General features: G+C 39.6%; 20 protein-coding genes. 13 read left to right on the top strand and 7 right to left on the bottom strand.

Going from position 1 to position 13,463, the window contains the following annotated elements; all coding sequences use genetic code 11:
• Nucleotides 1–147 precede the first annotated feature (147 nt).
• The gene (locus BMY21_RS05750; RefSeq protein ID WP_074641704.1) at nucleotides 148–1,266 is read left to right on the top strand and encodes an acyltransferase family protein; all 1,119 of its coding nucleotides are present in this window, start codon (nucleotides 148–150) and stop codon (nucleotides 1,264–1,266) included.
• Nucleotides 1,267–1,447: 181 nt separating this feature from the next.
• On the opposite strand, the gene BMY21_RS16050 is transcribed toward BMY21_RS05750, so the two are convergent.
• Both BMY21_RS16050 and BMY21_RS15940 read right to left on the bottom strand, forming a co-directional pair.
• Nucleotides 1,448–1,675: a hypothetical protein gene (locus BMY21_RS16050; protein ID WP_074641702.1), complete on the bottom strand. Its 228-nt coding sequence runs from the start codon at nucleotides 1,673–1,675 to the stop codon at nucleotides 1,448–1,450.
• A 3-nt stretch (nucleotides 1,676–1,678) separates the two neighbouring features.
• Nucleotides 1,679–1,828 carry a ferritin family protein gene (locus BMY21_RS15940; RefSeq protein WP_218141030.1) on the bottom strand — a complete coding sequence of 50 codons (150 nt, stop codon included), beginning with the start codon at nucleotides 1,826–1,828 and terminating at the stop codon, nucleotides 1,679–1,681.
• Nucleotides 1,829–2,018: 190 nt separating this feature from the next.
• Between BMY21_RS15940 and BMY21_RS05740 the strand changes: the two genes are divergently transcribed.
• The 3 genes from BMY21_RS05740 to BMY21_RS05730 are packed head-to-tail and all read left to right on the top strand — an operon-like array spanning nucleotide 2,019 to nucleotide 3,564.
• Nucleotides 2,019–2,657, top strand: a complete 639-nt coding sequence (locus tag BMY21_RS05740; protein WP_074641700.1) for a CatB-related O-acetyltransferase — start codon at nucleotides 2,019–2,021, stop codon at nucleotides 2,655–2,657.
• Nucleotides 2,658–2,667: 10 nt separating this feature from the next.
• A complete protein-coding gene (locus BMY21_RS05735; RefSeq protein ID WP_074641698.1) occupies nucleotides 2,668–3,225 on the top strand; it encodes a GNAT family N-acetyltransferase in 558 nt (185 codons plus the stop codon).
• 3 nt (nucleotides 3,226–3,228) lie between these two features.
• Nucleotides 3,229–3,564 carry a GNAT family N-acetyltransferase gene (locus tag BMY21_RS05730; protein ID WP_083379717.1) on the top strand — a complete coding sequence of 112 codons (336 nt, stop codon included), beginning with the start codon at nucleotides 3,229–3,231 and terminating at the stop codon, nucleotides 3,562–3,564.
• A 7-nt stretch (nucleotides 3,565–3,571) separates the two neighbouring features.
• On the opposite strand, the gene BMY21_RS05725 is transcribed toward BMY21_RS05730, so the two are convergent.
• On the bottom strand, nucleotides 3,572–4,066 hold the full coding sequence (locus tag BMY21_RS05725) for an NUDIX domain-containing protein (protein ID WP_074641696.1): 495 nt from the start codon (nucleotides 4,064–4,066) through the stop codon (nucleotides 3,572–3,574).
• A 148-nt stretch (nucleotides 4,067–4,214) separates the two neighbouring features.
• On the opposite strand from BMY21_RS05725, the gene BMY21_RS05720 reads away from it, so the two are divergent.
• Complete coding sequence (locus BMY21_RS05720) at nucleotides 4,215–4,592, top strand: VOC family protein (protein WP_074641694.1); 378 nt, start codon at nucleotides 4,215–4,217, stop codon at nucleotides 4,590–4,592.
• A gap of 32 nt (nucleotides 4,593–4,624) precedes the next feature.
• Here the strand turns inward: BMY21_RS05720 and BMY21_RS05715 are convergent, their stop codons facing one another.
• Nucleotides 4,625–5,116: an AAA family ATPase gene (locus tag BMY21_RS05715; protein WP_177177718.1), complete on the bottom strand. Its 492-nt coding sequence runs from the start codon at nucleotides 5,114–5,116 to the stop codon at nucleotides 4,625–4,627.
• Nucleotides 5,117–5,201: 85 nt separating this feature from the next.
• Between BMY21_RS05715 and BMY21_RS05710 the strand changes: the two genes are divergently transcribed.
• Nucleotides 5,202–5,867, top strand: coding sequence for a nucleotidyltransferase domain-containing protein (locus BMY21_RS05710; protein WP_074641690.1), 666 nt, complete (start codon nucleotides 5,202–5,204; stop codon nucleotides 5,865–5,867).
• A gap of 16 nt (nucleotides 5,868–5,883) precedes the next feature.
• Nucleotides 5,884–7,353 (top strand): alpha/beta fold hydrolase, encoded by a 1,470-nt coding sequence (locus BMY21_RS15675; protein ID WP_143064168.1) that lies wholly within the window; start codon nucleotides 5,884–5,886, stop codon nucleotides 7,351–7,353.
• On the opposite strand, the gene BMY21_RS05695 is transcribed toward BMY21_RS15675, so the two are convergent.
• Genes BMY21_RS05695 through BMY21_RS05685 form a run of 3 tightly spaced genes read right to left on the bottom strand, consistent with a single transcriptional unit; the run spans nucleotide 7,346 to nucleotide 8,409 of the window.
• Nucleotides 7,346–7,798, bottom strand: a complete 453-nt coding sequence (locus tag BMY21_RS05695; RefSeq protein ID WP_074641688.1) for a DUF3021 family protein — start codon at nucleotides 7,796–7,798, stop codon at nucleotides 7,346–7,348. The genes BMY21_RS15675 and BMY21_RS05695 overlap by 8 nt on opposite strands.
• Before the next feature lies 1 nt (nucleotide 7,799).
• Complete coding sequence (locus BMY21_RS05690) at nucleotides 7,800–8,237, bottom strand: LytTR family DNA-binding domain-containing protein (protein ID WP_074641686.1); 438 nt, start codon at nucleotides 8,235–8,237, stop codon at nucleotides 7,800–7,802.
• Nucleotides 8,221–8,409: a hypothetical protein gene (locus BMY21_RS05685; protein WP_074641684.1), complete on the bottom strand. Its 189-nt coding sequence runs from the start codon at nucleotides 8,407–8,409 to the stop codon at nucleotides 8,221–8,223. The genes BMY21_RS05690 and BMY21_RS05685 overlap by 17 nt, the downstream gene beginning before the upstream one ends.
• 186 nt (nucleotides 8,410–8,595) lie before the next feature.
• Here BMY21_RS05685 and BMY21_RS05680 point away from each other — a divergent pair, with 186 nt between their 5' ends.
• The 6 genes from BMY21_RS05680 (at nucleotide 8,596) to BMY21_RS15665 (ending at nucleotide 13,409) form a co-directional block, all read left to right on the top strand.
• Nucleotides 8,596–9,510, top strand: a complete 915-nt coding sequence (locus tag BMY21_RS05680; RefSeq protein ID WP_074641682.1) for an alpha/beta hydrolase — start codon at nucleotides 8,596–8,598, stop codon at nucleotides 9,508–9,510.
• The gene (locus tag BMY21_RS05675) at nucleotides 9,507–10,328 is read left to right on the top strand and encodes a GNAT family N-acetyltransferase (protein ID WP_143064167.1); all 822 of its coding nucleotides are present in this window, start codon (nucleotides 9,507–9,509) and stop codon (nucleotides 10,326–10,328) included. Before BMY21_RS05680 ends, BMY21_RS05675 begins: the two co-directional genes overlap by 4 nt.
• Nucleotides 10,329–10,409: 81 nt before the next feature.
• Nucleotides 10,410–11,195 carry an aminoglycoside 6-adenylyltransferase gene (locus BMY21_RS05670; protein WP_074641678.1) on the top strand — a complete coding sequence of 262 codons (786 nt, stop codon included), beginning with the start codon at nucleotides 10,410–10,412 and terminating at the stop codon, nucleotides 11,193–11,195.
• A 12-nt stretch (nucleotides 11,196–11,207) separates the two neighbouring features.
• A complete protein-coding gene (locus tag BMY21_RS05665; RefSeq protein WP_143064166.1) occupies nucleotides 11,208–11,363 on the top strand; it encodes an NUDIX hydrolase in 156 nt (51 codons plus the stop codon).
• 218 nt (nucleotides 11,364–11,581) lie between these two features.
• Nucleotides 11,582–13,120, top strand: a complete 1,539-nt coding sequence (locus BMY21_RS05660) for an alpha-amylase family glycosyl hydrolase (protein ID WP_074641676.1) — start codon at nucleotides 11,582–11,584, stop codon at nucleotides 13,118–13,120.
• A 115-nt stretch (nucleotides 13,121–13,235) separates the two neighbouring features.
• The gene (locus BMY21_RS15665; RefSeq protein ID WP_143064165.1) at nucleotides 13,236–13,409 is read left to right on the top strand and encodes a nucleotidyltransferase domain-containing protein; all 174 of its coding nucleotides are present in this window, start codon (nucleotides 13,236–13,238) and stop codon (nucleotides 13,407–13,409) included.
• The last annotated feature ends 54 nt before the right edge of the window (nucleotides 13,410–13,463 follow it).

Raw genomic sequence — 13,463 nt, 5'->3', positions numbered from 1 at the left:
TGGGAGTTATGAAAGAGTTCCATCGAAGGAACTCGAAGTATTCCCTCTTCTCTGGGACGAAGCCAATCCCTGCCAGATTTATGTGATGGTTTTGTAAATAATTGCAACCTTTGTTATACTATTGCAAACGGAGTTTTGGAGGAGAAAATGAGAAAGCACTGGCTTGATAATATCAGATGGGTTACAGTTCTGATTGTCGTTATTTATCATCTTTTTTACATGTACAACGCAGAAGGAATTGCTGGTGTTGTTGGAAAAATTACTTCCATGGACGTTCAGTGGTTTGATATTTTTATGTACATTGTTTATCCCTGGATGATGGTGCTGCTTTTTATTGTATCGGGAATCAGTTCGCGCCTATATCTTGAAAATCATACAAACAAAGAATTTGTGAGAAGCCGAACAACAAAGCTTCTGGTACCTTCTACAATTGGACTTCTGGCTTTTCAGTTTATTCAGGGTTATGTAAACATGAGTCTGGGTGGATACGGCGGAGAGTTCGACCAGGCACCTCTTTTCTTCCGTTACCTGATTATGGCTCTTTCCGGAACGGGAGTTCTCTGGTACATTCAGGTTTTGTGGTTACTTTCTTTGCTTCTGGTTTTAGTAAGAAAAATTGAAAAGGATCATCTCTGGAAGCTATGCGAAAAAACTAACGTGATTGTCCTGATTCTTTTGGGCGCTCTTGTTTGGGGTGCTGCTCAGATCTTGAATACGCCTCTTATAGTTGTCTACCGCTTCGGCCTTTACGGCTGCGTCTTCTTCCTTGGTTACTTTATTTTCTCTCACGACGAAGTTATTAAGAGAGTGAAAAAATGGTTTCCGCTTTTTGCGACGGTTGCCTGCGGTTTATGCCTTTCTTTCTGTATCGTTTATTTCGGACAGAATTACGCCGACGTTCCTATAAACAGAAGTCCGCTTTTCACATTGTTTGCCTGGTTTATGAGTCTTGCCATAATCGGAGTTTTTGCCCGCTTCTTTAATTTTGAAAATAATGTTACAAAATGGTTCAATAAGCGAAGCTGGGGACTTTACGTTTTCCATTATCTTGGTCTTTCAACTGTGGCTCTTTTAATCGGAAAGTCTGAAAGCATTCCTGTATGGGCAATTTACATTTTGAGCCTTGCGACAAGTTTTGCACTGGGCTATGCGTTGAACGAGATTATAAGCCGCATTCCATTCTTCAGATGGGCTGTATTGGGAATCAGTAAGAAAAAGCCCGAAAAGGTTAAAGAAATAGAAGGGAATGACAATGTTCAAGGATAACTTAAGCTGGCCGTCCTGCTCGTCTAAAGTTTCCTGACTGTCGGGATCATTTGGGTCTGGGTGATGGCTGTTATAAAACTCCACGATGTGGAAGCCGCAGCGGTTTACGTAGAAGTGTATGTTGCGTTTTTCAAAATACGGTGTAACGGTTTCCCAGAGCGTTACTTCAGGATGAAGCTTTTCAACTTCGCACCAGACCGCCTGCATTTTTGCCGTCAACAACTATGCGGTAGGCTTCGCCTTCTGCAATTGAGTTTTCTATTGTTTCTCTGGAGATAATCTGTTCGTCTTCTTCAAAATGATTATCCCGCATTCCGAATTCTTCCAGCGCGCCATAATTAAAGGCTTCCTGATTATCTTTTATAAACTGCTCTTTATCAGAGGCTTCAAGTGGTTTAAGTTCGACCATGCTCTAATCCTGTTCTTTGTTTAACAATCCTTTCACAGTATCTCCGTGACGCTTTTCATCATTCTTTACGCTTTCAACTTCCGGGAACTTTTCGGCTACCGGAGCATAAGTTTTTACGGCAGCATATTCGCCCTGTACGATTGCGGGATACAAAATCCAACTTCGGCCAGAGCGTTGTACATGAGAACGGCATCCAGTTCTCCCTGCTGGGCTTTGAGCAGGACATTTATATCTTTTTTGCAGATTTCCATAAAAGTTCCTATGTGAGCATTTTAGCACTAATCTGAGATTTATTCAGTGATTTGAGGGGACTTTTCTGTTATAATTGAATTGAGGTTTCAGAATGAAAGACGGCAAGATTCCAAATCCAATGACAATTCATCCTATAGCTGGTTATGACAAAGAGATTTATGTAAAACCCACTCTTAAGAATCCAAACATTATCGTTGGTGATTTTACTTATATTGCAGATTCCGATTTTGAAAGTCATGTGACTCATCTTTATGAATGGAACGGTGACAAGCTGATTATCGGGAAGTTTTGTCAGATTGCAGCGGGTGTGGAATTCGTTATGAATGGAGCGAATCATCAGATGAATGCAGTTTCAACTTTTCCTTTCTACACGCTGGAAGGCTGGGACATGGATGCCCCGTTGAAAAAAGATTTGCCGCTCAAGGGAGATACTGTCATCGGTAACGATGTTTGGATTGGGCAGAATGCCGTAATCATGGCGGGCGTTCATATTGGCGACGGTGCCATAATCGGAGCGAATGCCATAGTTGCAAGTAACATTGCGCCATACACAATCAATGTCGGAAATCCTTGCCGCACAATAAAAAAACGTTTTGATGACAAAATGATTGAACTTCTTGAAAAGTTCTGCTGGTGGGATAAATCTATTGAGGAAATCAATAAGCTGATTCCAATTCTGACAAGTAGTGATTTGGAAATGGTGAGACGAGAGCTGAAGAAAAGGAAGTAGGATATAAAAAATGACCAGATACATCGCTTTACTTCGCGGAATAAATATCAGTGGGAAAAATAAAATCTCCATGCCGGATTTGAAAACTGCACTTATAGAAAAAGGCTTTGCAGATGTAAAAACATATCTGAATAGTGGTAACGTGCTTTTTTCTGATGATGAGATGGATGTTGTAAAACTTGCAGAACGGATCCGTATAATTATCTCTGAAACTTTCCAGCTTCAGGAATATCTTAAAGATCATCTGAACCGCGATTGTTTTGTTTTTGCGGTGGAGGAAGATGGAAAAATCATTTCAATTGCTTTTTTATTGATTCAGGAAAAACCTGCCAATCCTAGATTTCCTCATGGGCGTGTCGGAAACATTATGAACGTTTACACGGTTGCTGAAAAACGCCGCCAGGGAATTGCCGGCAATGTAATTAAACAGATTATGGATTTTGGTAAAACACAGAATCTTGATTTTCTTGAACTCAAGGCTGCTCCAATGGGATATCCACTGTATAAAAAACTTGGCTTTGAAGATGCCTGCAGTCGCTGTAAAGAAATGGAGTATCATTGGGAGTAATAAATGATAGAAAGTAAACGAGTAAAAATATATCCTGCAAATAAAGAGCAAATGGAAAATCAGATAGTTGCAGAAAAAGATCCAGAATTGAAGAAGGCTTATAAAGAAATGCTTCAGGGGTGCATTGACCACCCGGATTTGTGGGACTGGTATGCAACAGAGGCTGCAAGTCTTGCAATAAAATGGGCCTTTAATCATCCAGAAGTGAAGTCTGTAGAAGCGGAAACTGATTTTACCAATACTGCCTCACAGAAGGTTTTAGAAAAATGTGGGTTCAAAGCTACTGGCACTATGGGAGAAGAAGGACCTAGATATATTTTGTATAGAGAGGAAGTCTAAACAACCATTAACACAAGTATTTCTTGCACATATCAAAATGCATTCCAGAACAATTATTTTCACGTGCAATTACATTATCTATTTCTTCTATTTTATACCATTTTAAATCATCAACTTCTGCAGAATCTGCAAATTGCTCTTTTTTTACATAAGCAATAAAACCAATCATTATCAGGTGCTTTGGAGCAAAGTAATAGCTTGAAATATATTTACAGTTTGTCACAATCTGTCCTGTTTCTTCTTTTACTTCTCTGGCTACAGCTTCTTCAATTGTTTCTCCATCCTGCATATAACCTGTAACAACAGTCCATTTGGTGTTGGAAATATAATTTTGCTTTAACAGTAAGATTTCGTTATATTCATTGACAACTAAAGCTTCAACAACTGGTAATGGATTATTTCCGTATATTTTTTTACAAGATGGACAGATACGACAATTATCATCGCCACATTTAATATCATCAAGTTTATGTCCACATTCACCACAGTACTTAAAAAACATATCTTTAAATATAAGATAATTTATATTAACATTCAACAATACGGCAGTTCGAAGGGAAGAGCAGCTAAAAAATGCAGGTATGATCCAGAAATGAATTATACGGTGCTAAGAGCGTGCTTTTCTGTTATAATAAGAGTGAGAGGCAAAAATGATTAAAGGCATACACCATATTTCTATGAAATGCGGAACAGCTGAAGAACTAACTAACGTTCGTAAGTTTTATATAGATATTCTTGGTTTGAAGATTATACGTGAATGGGCAGAGGGTATGATGATTGATACAGGTAACGGCCTGCTTGAGATTTTCACTAATGCCGATGGAACTCACTGCCTTGGCGCTATCCGTCATATGGCACTTCTTACTGATGATGTTGATGAAATTACTGTGAAGGTGAAGGCTGCCGGTTATGACGTTTTTATAGAACCGAATGATAAAGTCATCGCTTCAAATCCGCCTTATCCAATCCGCATGGCCTTTTGTTACGGTCCGCTTGGAGAACAGGTTGAGTTTTTTATGGAGAGATAAAATACCAATTGCAGTCTGAATCATCTTCAGTACTAATCTGCTGCCATTATTTTCTCAGCAACTTCTTTAATCGAAAGATTACTTGTATCGAGAGTATTGTTCAGCTTGGCAAAATAGGGGAGTGAATCTGTGCTGATTTTTAGCCAGTTATCTGTTCGCCAGGGGCATACTTTGTCATTCTGCCAGCGGTCGGTTAGTGTAGCCTTACTGCATGTTAGAGTGACAGATTTTATTTCAAGTTTCAGTTTTTTGATTCCTTCAATAATTGCGTCATAAACCCAGGCCTGATCCATGAGCCAGACAAGAATAATCATCTTGCATTCAGAACACTTTTTGTAGTTTCCAATCATATGAAGAATATTGTCCACGGCCATGGTTTTAGTTTCGCGATTTCCGATGAATGGATGAAGGTCGAGGCACCAGTCGCCATCAATAAAGGCTGTTCCCGGAGTAGCTTCTGCAATGTATTTTCCAACGGTAGTTTTTCCAACTCCCATCGGACCGTTTAAGATTATTACTTTCATAGAGTCCATTTTTTCGACAAGTTTAAGTATAGCAAACAATCCAAAGATTTTGTACTATGAAAAAAAAGTAACATTGGAGCAAGTGATGGAATGCTTTAATATTGATAACTACTTAGAAAAACTGATTTTGCGATGCAAGGAATCTTTTGGTGAGCGGCTTGTTTATGCGGGTCTGCAGGGAAGTTACTTGCGTGGTGAGGCGACTGAAAACAGTGATATAGATGTGATGATTGTTATTGATGGATTTTCAGTTGAAGATATGAAAACTTACCGGGATATTCTCAAAGATGTTGGCTGGTGTGAAAAATCTTGCGGTTTTATTTGCGGTAAGGATGATTTAGCAAACTGGAATCCTCTGGAAGCTTTGCAGCTTAAATATACGACAAAAGATTTATTCGGCAAACTTGAAAATCTGCTTCCTCCAGCAACAAGACAGGACGAAGTGAATTATGTAAAAATCAGTCTTGGAAATTTTTATCACGAAAACTGCCATCGCTACATTCATGGTGGGCAAGAAAAAAGTCGCAACAAACTTCGCGCAAGTTGTAAACAGTTGTACTTTGTAATTCAGAATCTTCATTATTTAGAAAGCGGAAATTTTCTTTTGAAGAAGAGTGACTTGAAGGCAACCGTGTCGGCACAGGACCGCGAAATGCTTTGTATTCCGGAACTGCCTGATGATTATGATTTTGAAAAAACTTATGAAGCTGTTATCACCTGGTGCCAGAAGGCATTTGCAAGAATAAAATAAAGAACAGGATTATTTTATGAGCGGCAGAATAAAGGACGGAAAATTTGTATATAAAAATCAGGACAGCCTGAACAAGATGCAAGCCTTCTACGACAAGACTCTCGCTTCACTTGACGTGCCTTATTCCGAAGATTATTTCGAAACTTCCTTTGGCCAAACTCACTGCCTTCTTGTTGGAGACAAAGATAAAACGAGAATCTGTACAATCCACGGTGGTAATGGAATCACAACTCTTAATCTCAAACTCTTTTTACCGCTGCTCAAAGACTTCTGTATTCTTGCGCCCGATGTTATCGGAATGCCGGGGAAGAGCGAGCCTTACAGAAATATCAGCCGCAGGAAAGATGAATATGGTCTTTGGATTAATGAGGTTTTGAATCATTATGGCGAAGAAAAAATCTCTTTTGTTGTGTCGTCTTATAGCTCTGCAATGTTCCTGTCCTTTGCAAAATATTATCCTCAAAGAGTTAGTTCTGCCTTACTTCTTGTGCCGTCTGGGATAGCTCATGGGCCGATTCTTCCAATGCTTGGAAAGATGGTCGTGCCTTTTATAAAATATTATTCCAATCCGTCAGAAAAAACTCTTGATGTCGTAATCGAAACTATGGGCGGAAAGGGCGACGAGACCTGGCGCGAGTTTTTTGATTTGATGATGTCTTCCTACAAAATGGAAATGAAGCCTCCAAAGGAATATAGCAAAAAAGAGATGGCAGCATTCAAGGCTCCGCTTTTAATTATGGCTTCCCAAAAGGATATCTTCTTTCCGGCAGACAGAGTGTTCGCAAATGCCAGAAAGATTTTTACCGGACCAGTTACTACATCAGAAATAGACAGCATGCATTTACCTTCAGCCGAAGTGATGGTTGAGGTGTGCGAGCGGGCTAAAGAGTTTTTTGAGATGAATGAAAATCTGAGTGAATACCTTAAAGAAACTCCAAGCATTAATTTTTCTCATCCGATGATTGAGGCCAAAATCAAAGAGCTTCAGGAAAAATCAGATTCACAGATTGACTACATAAAGCGGGCTTACGAATTTGTCCGTGATGAAATTCTTCATTCCTGGGATATAAAGGCAAAGGTTGTTTCAAAAAATGCAGCCGAGGTTTTAAAAAACGGAACCGGAATCTGCTGGACAAAATCTTGTCTGCTTGCGGCCTTGCTTCGTGGAAATGGAATTCCTTCGGGAATCAGTTATCAGAAACTAACGCGCGCTGATGATGACAGAGATGGATATATCATCCATGCTCTGAACACTGTGTATATTCCAGAATTGCAAAAGTGGATTCGCCTGGATGCCCGTGGAAATAAGGCGACCGTTCATGCCCAGTTCAGCCTTGAAGAAGAAAAACTCGCATTTCCAGCTCGCGAAGAATATGCAGAAATTGATTACCGCGACAACAACTCAGACCTTGATAAACGCCTTATAAAAATCTTGAATGAAGTTGATGTTGTGATGAATATCAGAACGGATTTTGATATTATTTAAACTTTTCCAAAGCGCTGTTCATTTTGTCATCATCCTTTTTTTCTAGAAGGGTAGTGATGATAATGGTGCATGAAAAACTTAAGACGAAGGCAAGGGCTGTTAAAAGCCAAGGCAGTTTTGAATCAGTTGAAAACCATCCACAGACTAAAATCATAAACACTAAAAGAATAAAACATAGAACAAATAAAAATATCTGCCGTAATACACGTGGCAGTTTTTTAATCATATAGTTTGAATATATAAAGTTCTTTAATAATGCAATCAGAAAAGAAAGAATAAAAAACTGGAAAATTGATTTTACCGGAATTGCGAGATTTCCGCAGGTAAAAAGAGTAGAAACGCTGGCGGCTTGGTCCCCGATAAAGAAGGTAAGGATTGCAAAAATCGCTGTTAGTATTCCAAAGGTGATTAAAGTTTCATTTATGATTTTCTGAATTATTTTCATTTTATACTCCAAGTTTTTTCCTGAGTTCATCGGCATACATGCGCGAGGCAATAATCTGGTAGCCGTTTTCCATTGTGATTTTGATTTTGCGGTCAACTTCTGATTTTAGAGTTTTGATTTTGCTAAGTGAACAGATTGTGTTTTTACTTACTCTGACAAAATTGTATTGAGCTAAAGCTGCTTCCAGTTCGTAAAGTTTCATCTCTGAATCAAAAACTTCTTTGTCGGTATAGATGAAAGTTTTACGTTCTAAAGCTTCTATATAAAAAACATCAGCCAGATTAATCAGACAAACAGCGTCGCCTTTGTTAGCGGTAATCTGTTTGTCTAGAATCCTGATTGCAGCAAGAAGCTTCTCTACCTGCGGTGTAAGTTCTTTACAGGTTACAAGTAGAGAAGTTTCTGCTGCTGATGGTTCAACATTAATCGTTATTTTCATTACTTAAAGTAAACTGTGAAATCCCGAGACATGTCAAGCCGATGCCTGTCATAATAAAAGCACTTGTTGGTTCAATTTCTTTAATGATGCATAACACTGTAACAGCTACTCCCATAGCAAGTCCTACAGCCTTAAATACCAGGTTGATGAAAGCCTTTGATTTCAATTTCATATTATTACTCCTTGCACTTTTGTGCGTTGACACTTTTCGTGTAGTTACACTTCCGTGCCGTTTGTTTGATGACTCCAATATAAAACAGCCTCAGCTCAAAAGGAATAATAATTCACATAAGTTGCCGGAGTGAGGACATGAGTTTCCAGAAAAAGGAGGTTTGTGCTAAAATATAAAAAATAGATCATGAAATATCCAATATCTAAAGAATTAAAAAGCATCTCAATTTACAGCGGCTCAATGGTTGGGCGTTTATATCCGATGGTGAACTTTGCTTACGGTTTTATAAAATGTAAATCGGATGATTATGTAATGGTGGAAAAATACTCTACTCCAGGTTATGATGGAGCAAAGCTTTCAACCTTGGTAATCGAACCGCGTCAATATGAAGGTGAGCTTCCCTGCATTATGTTTTTCCATGGCGGTGGATTTTTGATGAGGGCATCGGCTGCTCATTATCAGATTGCAAAATGGTATGCCCGCCAATTGAAATGTAAGGTTGTCATGCCCGATTACAGATTGCTGCCTAAACACCGTTATCCTATTGCGATTGAAGACTGTTACAACACTTATATGTGGGTTTTGCAAAATGCAGAATCAATGAAAATCAACAAAGAAAAAATCATCGTTACCGGAGACAGTGCCGGAGGAAATATTGCGGCTGCGGTTACTCTTATGCTGCACGATAGAAATCAGCCCCTTCCAAAAGGTGCAATGCTAATATATCCGGTCCTTGATAAAAGAATGTGTACAACTTCAATGAAACACTTTACCGACACTCCAATCTGGGATTCGAATTGCGATAAACTTTTCTGGGATATGTATTTGAAAGGTCAGGATAGCAGCCAGACACGGTATGCATCAATTTCTGGAATTGACGATTTGGGATTTTTCCCTCCGACATATATTGAAGCTGCAGAATACGACTGCCTCCACGACGAAGGAATTGAGTTTGCAGAAAAATTGAAGGCCCAGGGTGTACCAGTTGAAGTTCATGATATGAAAGGCACCTGCCACGGCTATGAGACAGCGATAAAAAGTTCGATAGTAGAAAAATGTTTGGCGTGGCGAATGGAATGGATAAGGAATTTGAAAAAATGACCAATTTAATTATTCGTCCGGAAAAGGTGGAAGATTATAAAAACACTGAACTCATGACTATGCGCAGTTTCTGGAATAAATATTTTCCGGGTTGTGTGGAACATAACATGCTTCGGGTTATAAGGGCTTCGGCGGATTATTTGCCGGAAATCAGTCGAGTTGCCGTGCTGGACGGAAAAATCGTGGGTGCTGCTTTTTACACAAGGGCATGGATCGTCGGCGAGGATGGCGTGCGGAACGAAGTTGCAATGCTTGGACCACTTGCAGTTGAACCGACTCTGGAAGGGAACAATATTGGAGGTGCGCTGATCTGCGAAACAATTCGTCTTACAAAAGAAGCGGGGCTTGCGGGAATAATTCTTTGTGGTGAACCAGGTTATTATCCTAAGTTTGGTTTTAAGCTCTTGCAGGATTTTGGAATTACAGATGCAGAGGGCAATTGCTACGATGCGTATTTGTGTTATCCGCTGAGTGACGAGTTTGCGACGTACAAAGGTCATTTTGAAGAAAGCCCGAATTTTGAAAAAATCGAAGATTCTGCTGCACTTGAAAAAATCAGCAAAGAGTTTCCTGCCTATCGCAAGGTTAAAGTTCAGGAAGGCTTTATGCAGATTTTTAATCAGCATCTTGGCGTTGTGGAATCTGTGGATGGAGAAATCTTTAACGTTCGTTACTGGGAGCTTGTAATTCCGTGCAGACTTGCAGATGGATTGAAGCAGCTCCCTGCAGCTGGCAGCGATGTTCAGTTTATCTGGAATCATAAAGGCGGCGAATCAGAGATTACAAAGGTTGTTAAAAATATTTTGGATGATGAGTGAAAATTAAGCTCAAGAACGCGCTTTCTCAAGTATAGCAAACAATCCAAAGATTTTGTACTATTGAAATGAGGAAACACAAATATGATTTTTACTGTTCAGGACAGACAAGAGACTTTTGATTTTATTCTTTCTATTGCAAAGGCGTGTGAAAAAATTGTTGCACTGGTGCAGGTTGGTTCCGGGGCTGTGGGATTTACGGATGACCATTCCGATCTGGATTTTGTTGTTGCGCTTGATTCAAATGATTCGATGAAAGAAGTGATGGATTATTTTCATCAGAAGGTTTCCCGAAAATATGAAATTATTTACCACGGGCAGATTGAGCAGAGACGACTTGAGGTTTTTGTGCTTTCCAATTTGCTGGAAATTGATCTTGGTTTTGGCTGTTATGAGCATGCCGCTGCAATGAAGCCGGCGTTCAAGGTGCTGTATGATAAGACTGGCGTTGTAGAACAAAAAATGATTGATTCCCGCAAGTGGATGGACGATGCAATTTTTGGTGACAAACAGAAAAAAGATATTGAGTTTATCTGTAGTCTGGTGTGGCATCGTTTAATGCAGGCCGCTGTTGCAATTAATCGAGGGGCTCTGCTCAGGGCACGAGGCATTATTGAATATGTCAGAACCTTGTATGTTGACCTGCTCGGTGACCGCTACAAACTCGAAAGTAAATTAAACCGCGAAATGGACAAGCTGCCACCGGATGAAATTGCTAAAATCAAAAGTACTTTTATTACCGAAGACACACCGGACGCCATGTGGACAAGTTTGCTCAGACTAACAGATTTAATTTACAAAGAACTCGAAGGTCAGCCTATTTCAATTTCTAAGGAAATGCTGCTGGAATATTATGAAGATTTAAAATAGGTGGAATTGGAATTGAGAAACAGAAGTGTAGCCATTGTTGTCCGTAATGGAGAAATCCTGATGGAACGGTTGTGTTATAAAGATGCAAATAATGACAGGAAATTCTTTTCGGTTCCAGGTGGCGGCATAGAAGAAGGTGAAACTCCTGAGCAGACCGTGTTGCGCTAGCTCAAAGAAGAACGCCCATGTCACTGGCGGATTCGCCCCGGGCAATTGCGGGATACAAAATCCATCATTGTAGCATTAATCTACGATTTACTGAATAAACATACTACAATCTGTAACTTCATCTTATAAATGGAATATTATATAGAACTTCAGCAAATCTGATGTTACAATAAAATCTGCCCGCAAGAAAATACCAGAAGCAAAAAAGAGGAAATAAAATGACAAAACAACCGGAATGGCTTAATACTGCAGTTTTTTACGAAATTTATCCGCAGAGTTTTATGGATTCTAATGGAGATGGAATTGGCGATTTTAATGGAATTATTTCTAAGCTTGATTACATTAAAGAGCTTGGTTGTACTGCAATCTGGATGAATCCTTGTTTTGATTCTCCTTTTGGCGATGCCGGTTATGATGTTAGTGATTATAAAAAAGTGGCTCCCCGCTACGGAACAAATGCTGACTTGAAAAAACTTTTTAAGGAAGCACATAAGCGCAACATGCATGTGCTTTTGGATTTAGTTCCAGGCCATACTTCCGTAGAACACAAATGGTTCAAAGAATCAATGAAAGCCCAGAAAAATGAATTTACTGACCGTTACATCTGGACTGATTCAATCTGGAAAGAACCAAGCGGTTATGGCTCTCTTCGCGGCATTTCTGACAGAGATGGTTCCTGCGTTGTAAACTTTTTTTCTCATCAGCCTGCATTAAATTATGGATTTTATAAACCAAGCGAAAGCTGGCAGCAAAGTTTTGATGATCCGGGACCTCAGGCAACTCTTGAAGCAATGAAAGATGTTATGCGCTTCTGGCTGAATCTTGGTGCCGATGGTTTTAGAGTTGATATGGCAGGCTCGCTTGTTAAAAATGATGAAGATGGAAAAGGTACTATTCGTTTATGGAAAAATGTACGCGCATTTCTTGATAAGGAATTTCCATCTGCAGCAATGGTTAGTGAGTGGGGTGAACCCGATAAATCTTTGCAGGGTGGTTTTCACATGGATTTTCTGCTTCATTTTGGACCTTCTCACTACAATGATTTATTCCGCTGCCGGGAGCCGTATTTTTCCAGTCGTGGAAAAGGTGATGTAAAAGAGTTTGTAAAAAAATATCTGGAGAATTACGAAAAATCTGAACGAAAAGGTTTAATCTGTATTCCATCAGGAAACCACGATATGGACCGTCTTGCAAGAAGTTTAAATCCTCAAGAAATGAAAATTGCTTTTGCTTTTCTTTTGACTATGCCCGGCGCTCCATTTATTTACTATGGTGATGAAATTGGAATGCGTTATGTTGAAGGTCTTGTTTCAAAAGAAGGCGGCTATGGTCGGACCGGTGCGCGTTCTCCAATGCAATGGGATTCTTCTAAAAATGCCGGTTTTAGTTCTGCTGAAAAAAAGAAGCTCTACATTCCTCAGGATCCGGCTCCGGATCGCCCTACTGTAAAACAGCAGATGGCAGATAAATCATCTTTGTGGCATGAAGTAAATGCTTTAATCAGCTTAAGAATGCAGACTCCGGCACTTCAAAATCTTGGTGAAATTGATTTTATTGAAACTGGATATCCTCTTGTTTATAAACGAACTGCTGTTGATGGAAAAGCCTGTATGGTTATTATCAATCCTTCGCAAAAGAAATGTGAGGTAAAAATGAAAGAGGGCCAAGTTTTGCATATTACAGGAAAAGGCGCAGAATATAAGAATGGATGCTACAAAGTTGAAGGTGGAACTGCAGTGATAATAAATTTGGCGTAATACAAATGGAAACAAGAGGCAAAAATGATTAAAGGAGTCCACCATATTTCAATGAAATGCGGAAGCGCAGAAGAGCTGGCTAAGGTCCGTGAGTTTTTTATGGAGAGATAAAATTATGGAATATTTAAATATTGATAACTACATGAAAAACTTGATTTCGCGATGCAAAGAAGCTTTTGGCGAGCGGCTCCTTTATGTGGGCCTGCAGGGAAGTCACTTGCGTGGTGAAGCGACGGAAAATAGTGATATTGATGTGATGGGCGCCGGCAGAGCAGTGTTTGAGGGGTGAAAATTAAATTGCGGAATGGCAAACATTATCAAGAAGCAAAATTACCTCCGGGGT

It is taken from the genome of Treponema bryantii (assembly GCF_900111035.1).
GTDB classification, from domain to species: domain Bacteria; phylum Spirochaetota; class Spirochaetia; order Treponematales; family Treponemataceae; genus Treponema_D; species Treponema_D bryantii_C.
Note: the sequence above shows the minus strand (reverse complement) of the source record. Positions and strands in the feature narration are given on the sequence as shown.

What these genes read in the sequence shown, in the direction of transcription:
- BMY21_RS05750 (WP_074641704.1), top strand. Translation starts at nt 148, where the DNA reads ATGAGAAAGCACTGGCTTGATAATATCAGATGGGTTACAGTTCTGATT.
- BMY21_RS05670 (WP_074641678.1), top strand. Translation starts at nt 10,410, where the DNA reads ATGATTTTTACTGTTCAGGACAGACAAGAGACTTTTGATTTTATTCTT.
- BMY21_RS05695 (WP_074641688.1), bottom strand. Translation starts at nt 7,798, where the DNA reads ATGAAAATAATTCAGAAAATCATAAATGAAACTTTAATCACCTTTGGA.
- BMY21_RS05675 (WP_143064167.1), top strand. Translation starts at nt 9,507, where the DNA reads ATGACCAATTTAATTATTCGTCCGGAAAAGGTGGAAGATTATAAAAAC.
- BMY21_RS05685 (WP_074641684.1), bottom strand. Translation starts at nt 8,409, where the DNA reads ATGAAATTGAAATCAAAGGCTTTCATCAACCTGGTATTTAAGGCTGTA.
- BMY21_RS05710 (WP_074641690.1), top strand. Translation starts at nt 5,202, where the DNA reads ATGGAATGCTTTAATATTGATAACTACTTAGAAAAACTGATTTTGCGA.
- BMY21_RS05725 (WP_074641696.1), bottom strand. Translation starts at nt 4,066, where the DNA reads ATGTTTTTTAAGTACTGTGGTGAATGTGGACATAAACTTGATGATATT.
- BMY21_RS15665 (WP_143064165.1), top strand. Translation starts at nt 13,236, where the DNA reads ATGGAATATTTAAATATTGATAACTACATGAAAAACTTGATTTCGCGA.
- BMY21_RS05720 (WP_074641694.1), top strand. Translation starts at nt 4,215, where the DNA reads ATGATTAAAGGCATACACCATATTTCTATGAAATGCGGAACAGCTGAA.
- BMY21_RS05660 (WP_074641676.1), top strand. Translation starts at nt 11,582, where the DNA reads ATGACAAAACAACCGGAATGGCTTAATACTGCAGTTTTTTACGAAATT.
- BMY21_RS05740 (WP_074641700.1), top strand. Translation starts at nt 2,019, where the DNA reads ATGAAAGACGGCAAGATTCCAAATCCAATGACAATTCATCCTATAGCT.
- BMY21_RS05690 (WP_074641686.1), bottom strand. Translation starts at nt 8,237, where the DNA reads ATGAAAATAACGATTAATGTTGAACCATCAGCAGCAGAAACTTCTCTA.
- BMY21_RS05735 (WP_074641698.1), top strand. Translation starts at nt 2,668, where the DNA reads ATGACCAGATACATCGCTTTACTTCGCGGAATAAATATCAGTGGGAAA.
- BMY21_RS05715 (WP_177177718.1), bottom strand. Translation starts at nt 5,116, where the DNA reads ATGAAAGTAATAATCTTAAACGGTCCGATGGGAGTTGGAAAAACTACC.
- BMY21_RS05730 (WP_083379717.1), top strand. Translation starts at nt 3,229, where the DNA reads ATGATAGAAAGTAAACGAGTAAAAATATATCCTGCAAATAAAGAGCAA.
- BMY21_RS15675 (WP_143064168.1), top strand. Translation starts at nt 5,884, where the DNA reads ATGAGCGGCAGAATAAAGGACGGAAAATTTGTATATAAAAATCAGGAC.
- BMY21_RS05680 (WP_074641682.1), top strand. Translation starts at nt 8,596, where the DNA reads ATGAAATATCCAATATCTAAAGAATTAAAAAGCATCTCAATTTACAGC.
- BMY21_RS16050 (WP_074641702.1), bottom strand. Translation starts at nt 1,675, where the DNA reads ATGGTCGAACTTAAACCACTTGAAGCCTCTGATAAAGAGCAGTTTATA.